The organism is Marinospirillum alkalitolerans, assembly GCF_045055655.1.
Taxonomy (GTDB): Bacteria; Pseudomonadota; Gammaproteobacteria; order Pseudomonadales; family Halomonadaceae; genus Marinospirillum; species Marinospirillum alkalitolerans.
Map to the genome: position 1 here is coordinate 1 of NZ_JBANFI010000014.1, position 5,735 is coordinate 5,735.

Sequence of the window (5,735 nt, forward strand, 5' to 3'; positions counted from 1 at the left end):
AGCTCTTCGATTAATATATCACTGAGTCAAAGAACACGATAATCATAGACGCCGACTGAAAAGCGGAAGTGAGCTATAGCGAATCCTTTAGGGCAGCTCGACAAGCTCAACGCGACGATTAAGCTGTCGACCCGCATCATCCCGATTACTGGCCACAGGCGCCATCATGCCAGCACCGGCGGCCTGAAGGCGCGATGCTTGGATCCCATGACGTGTTTCGAGGTAGGTCTTAACAGCTTCGGCGCGACCAGAAGAAAGATGGAGGTTGTAATCAAAGCTGCCCTGGCTGTCAGTATGCCCCACAACCAGGAGGCGCAGATCCGGTTGCTGCTGCAAGAGTATCGCGATCTCGTTCAACGTTGCGGCTGATTCTGGCAAGATTTCGGTGCTGTCAAATGCAAAATGCAGCTGCTGTAGGGCAACGTGCCCTTGTGTGGTCAGGCTATGGCTCAATGCATTCGCTGGAAGCGGGTGGTGTTCCATTGCATCGTTCATGGTGGTTGATGTCACCACATCGAGCACAATGATGGGTAAATTTGTGAGATTGGGCACCATGATCGCAACGCTGGCGAGGATGCTGCCATCCTGTGAGCGAGCTAACAGGTAGCTGGCATCAGACTCTGATCGTCGGTTTGGCAGTCGAAGATGCGGACCTGAGGGCAGGGTATCGTATCGCCCCACGAAATTGATGCCTTTATTATTATCGAGTTCATCATTCTGACCGCGCCCTTGAAAGAGGATTTCAAAACCGGCGCGCTCAAGTGACTGCTGGTAGCTTCTGTAAATACGCAAAGTGGACGTAGGTTCTGTGAATCGGTACAGAATGCGGAGATGCTCACCTTCTGCCGTAATGGATTCTTCGTAGCCTCGATTTCTGACATGAATGCCGGCCGGAAATCTGTACTCGGCATACTCATCGACTCTTTGCCAAGCGATATAAGCACCAGCAATGCGTTCTATCAGTGGATGATCACCCGATCCCTCGACATCTTCTTGGCTCAGCGCGGGGCCAGCCAGAGCCATCAATAAAAAGATGGTCAGTATTTTAATCAGATTCACAAGACTCACTCCTTGCTCTTAGTTGACTGGATTTTTATTAGTGTGATCGCATTTAATAGGCATCTTCCCCTGACTGATGCCATCGCAAACGAACCTTATTGTTATCCAAAACCAGATCCATCCCAATCACTTTCTTTTAGATGAACGTGAACTCGTTATCAAAAACATCAAGAAGATCTCAATCAAATGGGTTCTACCCCGTTTCCACCGACGCCTCTAAAAGAGGCATGATGCAGCTTTATGAATCAGTAGCACTCCTGCGTTGTTCCGCGGGAAACCGTTGCCACTTTTTTAGAAGGTCGACCTCCAACTTCAAGCGCTCGTTTTCCTTCCTGAGCTGCTTCAACTCGGTATTGTCAGTGTCGGGTATGACCGGCTTGGCTGGTTTGCGTGTTTTTTTCAATGACTTAGCCCTAGGTGGTGAGCGCAGTGGAAACAGCCCCTCACGGTATTCCTTTCGCCAACGCGACAGCATGAAGGGATGAATATCCAGACGCTACGCCACTTCCTGCACCAGCACATCAGGTTCAAGGCTCATTTCAACGGCTTTGCGCTTGAGCTCAAAGCTGTACTGACGTGTTTTTTTGGGGTTGTTGTATTTTGGCATTGTAGCACCTCCAGTGGTGACTGAAGGTGTCCACTAAAACGGGGCAAGTACAAGAGGTTGAGGTTACAGATGCCATGATTAAGTACGCACTTGAAACTGCATTAGAACGAATTACTTGTAAAGAGCCGTAAATTTTGAAAGTGCATCTATATCAAATTTGGCCTCTTCCTCGGATATTGGCTCGATTACATACCAGCCTTTGTGGATACCGTAAGCCGAAGTTTCTTCCTCTTCGCCCACAACGGTTACATAAACGTACTGCCCAGTTGGCAGCCGGTAAACGTATTCGTGAATATTTGTTGCAAGCCGACGCTTTTCGGCAAGCGCAGTTAAATGTGAGAACTGGTAATTTACGCCTTCAAACTCGAAGACCATTGGCTCAAATTCTTGGAGGTGGAAATGCTTTCTCATGTATTACTCCGTGTTTGATTAAATTCATAACGCCAAGCTCACGCGAACGAAAGCGACGGCCGGTTTTGTGTAAAATTGAGCGCAGCGAAACACAAAACCGGACTAGCGTTCGTGTCGCGTGCAGCGCCTTGTTATTGCAAGAAACAACAAAAAGAAAGCTAAAAGCTGGCAACTTGCCGAAAATGGCCAACTTAGGTTAAAGCCGCATCACTCGATTCTGGCACACTCTTTCTGAGTGGAGCCAACAGAATACGCCAAACTCAAACCTGAAAAAACGTGCAGATTGGGCGGTCTGGCAAACCTGCCAAGTACAACGACGAAGCAACTCGAACAACGCCACCACTTGCCGCAACTCGAAACTTTCAACTCATGCAAACCAATGAGAGCAGCCCGATAACGAAGGCGCGGCACACTATTCAAAGCCCAAACCTGACGAAATCCTGCTAGAACAGCGCCCCGATCTGCTGCGGCGACCTGCCTACTATCCTGAAACAACCGGCCCCAACCGACGCAACCAAGCCAATGCAATAACGCCAAGCTCACGCGAACGAGAGCGACGGCCGGTTTTGTGTAAAATTGAGCGCAGCGAAAACACAAAAACGGGCTAGCGTTAGTTTCGCGTGCAGCGCCTTGTTATTGCAAGAAACAACTAAAAAGAAAGCTAAAAGCTGAGATCTTGCAGCAAATGAAAAGCCAGGGTTAAAGCCGCATCACTCGATCCGGGCACACTATTTCTGAGTGGGGCCAACAGAATGCGCCGAACTCAAACCTGAAAAAACGGCCAGATTGGGCGGTCTGGCAAACCTGCCACATACAGCAACGAAGTAACTCGAACAAAGCCACCGCTTGCCGCATTTGAAGACTGAGCCTTCATTTTAAAACTAGCGAGAGCAGCCCAACAACGAAGGCGCGGCACACTATTCAAAGCCCAGACCTGACGAAACCCTGCTAAAACAGCACCCCGATCTGCTGCGGCGACCTGCCTGCTATCCCGAAACAACCTGCCCCAACCGACGCAACCAAGCCAATGCAATAACGCCCGGCTAAGGGGTTGACAACGCACCACCGAACTTAAAAAACACACTGTAAACACTGAACTGCAATTTTGCACTAAAGTCACCACGCGTTGGCAATCCCTTTTGAGCCGTTTGTTATATTGAATTCCTATAGTGTTCAGTTATTGACCAGTACGGTTCACTTAGACCTCTTTTCGCCCAGTAATTATCACTAGTTAGATCTAATATGGTTCTTGCTACACCAGCCATAGACCAGCCACTATCTTCATCATCATAATCATCGAAGAGGTAGTGCCGCATTTCTTCCTGCTCCATTTCTTCTAAAATAGGCATACACTTCTTAATACGCTTTTCAAAATCAGCAATACTTCCTGAGTATTCTCTAACTTCTACCAAAACTGATGAAATATCGTCGTCACTTATACTCCGATTCGGGAAATACTTTCTCATTAATACTAAGAAGCTATCAGCATTTAGACTTGAGTTCTCATCAAGCATGACATGATTTTGATAATCTACTTTCATGTTTTTGATGTCATCAAATTGCTCATCGGCGAGTTCAATAAGTGCACTTAATCGATTAAGTTTTATTTTAAACTCTTTCGGGACATCATCATGTTTTTTGTAAAGCAGCTTATGACTAATTGCTGCCCATGCGTGCATCAAAATGGTTCTAACTTGAATTTCAATTTTTAGATCGTTCAAACCACGATAATTTGGGGCTTGTAACCATTCAGGTTTTAGTTTGACGACGTAATGATTTGAAGCGTAACCAAATTGGTCATCATCTAGCTCCTGAGATTTATTCGAATATAAAACCACATTAAATTGCTCTTTTATTATTTTATCTATAGCTTCAAGATCTTCGTTGTAATAACAAATAACTCTAACACCTGCGATGTCATCCATCTCATCTAGTGGTGCTTCATAAGACTTCCGAACCACTTTTTCTAGAAATGATTTTTCTTCTTTTACTCGTTTTTCAACATCGAAAGATGAAATCTGGTTCTCAGCTAGAAATTGAACCAAGGCTTGTTCAACGTTAATCGCAAGCCTCTGATATTTTGGCTTTATTTCTCTATAATTCCGTTCTAGTTCTGACAATGTACCAACTCCAAATTTTCAATATAACGCCAGTGGTAATGGGCGCTAACGGAGCGCAGCGTAGTTGGCGTCCCGTTGACCACCTTGTTAAGCGTCGCCTTCAGGCTGATCTCCTTGAGCCTGAAGATCCTCGACTGCTTTTAGAATTTGATTTGCTTGGCGAACATTTTCATCATTCGCGTGAGAGCCCTCGATGATTCTGCGAAGCTCCAAGAGAAGATTGTTTTCAAGCTCATCAATAAACAAGTGAAACATCTCATGACCAAACCTATCTATATTTTCTGCTTGATGAGGTAAGGCCGCCTTAATAATTTTTGTTATGTTTTCATGATCAATGAGCTTGGCGGCATCGCGAAAACCCTGTTGAAGAATTAGCATTTTCGCGACGTAATGCCCAAGAATTGTTTGGTAGGCGTAAAAGTATGCCCAGGCGATAGGCGTTACGAATGGCCTCGACTTGTTTGCCTCCACAGTCAAAAGGCAACTTTTGTCAAATTGGGCTCCCATCGTCTCAAAAAGTTGCTGCAATTGTGGATTTTCTGCTGCAGCTTTGGCCGTATTTTCAAACTTAAAAAGCGCCATCTGCGTCGCGATACCTTTTGCAGGTGCCATTTGAATAACGCCACCCCACAATTGTTCAACAGCAGAAACCTGACGTTGATAAAGAACCGACTGCCGATTTACGATTCCTGATAAGGCTCCACTCCTTAACGCTTCGATTTGCTTCTGCTTACTACCAAGTTCGTCTCTCAATTTTTCGATTTTGACGTCATATTCATGCCTAACAGAGTTAGTCAACCTTGTAATAATGAGATTCCGTGACAACCAAATCACAACTCCAATCAAGAGCCCGAAGACCGTTGTTGTTGTCAGTGCTGGTATCCAGGACATATGTATTTCTCTAAGGTTGAACGAACGCTTAACGCTCGCAACACCGGACAATTTGCAGCGAAGCGAAAAATTGTTCCGTGTGCTTGCGTTTGTTAAATCATTTGCGTACAGTTTCCTGTACAGAATGAAACGAGGTATAAAAAATGGATGCTATCAGTTACACCAGTGCTCGCAGCAACTTAGCACAAATGATGCAACAAGTATGCGATGACCATAGCCCTGTCATCATCACACGCAGCAAAGCACCTTCTGTCGTTATGCTGTCACTTGAAGACTACGAAGCACTGCAAGAAACAGCCTATCTGCTCCGCGCTCCGAAAAACGCTCGCCGCCTACTTGCCTCTATTGCAGAGCTTGAAAACGGAAAAGGCGAAGAAAGAGAGCTGGCTGAATGAAACTTATCTTCTCAGAAAATGCTTGGGAAGATTACCTTTACTGGCAAAAAACAGATAAAAGAACGCTCACCAGAATCAACAATCTCATTAAGGACACAAAACGTAATCCATTCGAAGGCATCGGAAAACCAGAACCCCTCAAGCATAATTTAACAGGCTACTGGTCAAGAAGGATCAATGAAGAAGACCGCATGGTCTACAAAGCAATCGACGACACCCTCTTGATCGCTCAGCTGCGCTACCATTACTGAT

At 45.7% G+C, this 5,735-nt stretch carries 6 protein-coding genes; 2 read left to right on the forward strand and 4 right to left on the reverse strand.

The genetic code is table 11. The annotated features are described in order from the left end of the window. Positions 1 to 87 precede the first annotated feature (87 nt). From V6U78_RS12545 to V6U78_RS12560, 4 genes are all read right to left on the reverse strand, one after another. On the reverse strand, positions 88 to 1,059 hold the full coding sequence (locus V6U78_RS12545) for an OmpA family protein (RefSeq protein WP_405341505.1): 972 nt from the start codon (positions 1,057 to 1,059) through the stop codon (positions 88 to 90). A 718-nt stretch (positions 1,060 to 1,777) separates the two neighbouring features. Next, positions 1,778 to 2,077, reverse strand: a complete 300-nt coding sequence (locus V6U78_RS12550) for a hypothetical protein (RefSeq protein WP_405341508.1) — start codon at positions 2,075 to 2,077, stop codon at positions 1,778 to 1,780. Positions 2,078 to 3,228: 1,151 nt separating this feature from the next. Continuing rightward, positions 3,229 to 4,197, reverse strand: a complete 969-nt coding sequence (locus V6U78_RS12555; protein WP_405341511.1) for a GTP pyrophosphokinase — start codon at positions 4,195 to 4,197, stop codon at positions 3,229 to 3,231. 87 nt (positions 4,198 to 4,284) lie between these two features. Next, positions 4,285 to 5,088 carry a hypothetical protein gene (locus V6U78_RS12560; RefSeq protein ID WP_405341514.1) on the reverse strand — a complete coding sequence of 268 codons (804 nt, stop codon included), beginning with the start codon at positions 5,086 to 5,088 and terminating at the stop codon, positions 4,285 to 4,287. A gap of 143 nt (positions 5,089 to 5,231) precedes the next feature. On the opposite strand from V6U78_RS12560, the gene V6U78_RS12565 reads away from it, so the two are divergent. Both V6U78_RS12565 and V6U78_RS12570 read left to right on the forward strand, forming a co-directional pair. Further along, positions 5,232 to 5,483: a type II toxin-antitoxin system Phd/YefM family antitoxin gene (locus V6U78_RS12565; protein ID WP_405341517.1), complete on the forward strand. Its 252-nt coding sequence runs from the start codon at positions 5,232 to 5,234 to the stop codon at positions 5,481 to 5,483. Continuing rightward, positions 5,480 to 5,734, forward strand: coding sequence for a Txe/YoeB family addiction module toxin (locus tag V6U78_RS12570; protein ID WP_405341520.1), 255 nt, complete (start codon positions 5,480 to 5,482; stop codon positions 5,732 to 5,734). The genes V6U78_RS12565 and V6U78_RS12570 overlap by 4 nt, the downstream gene beginning before the upstream one ends. Position 5,735: the final 1 nt, after the last annotated feature.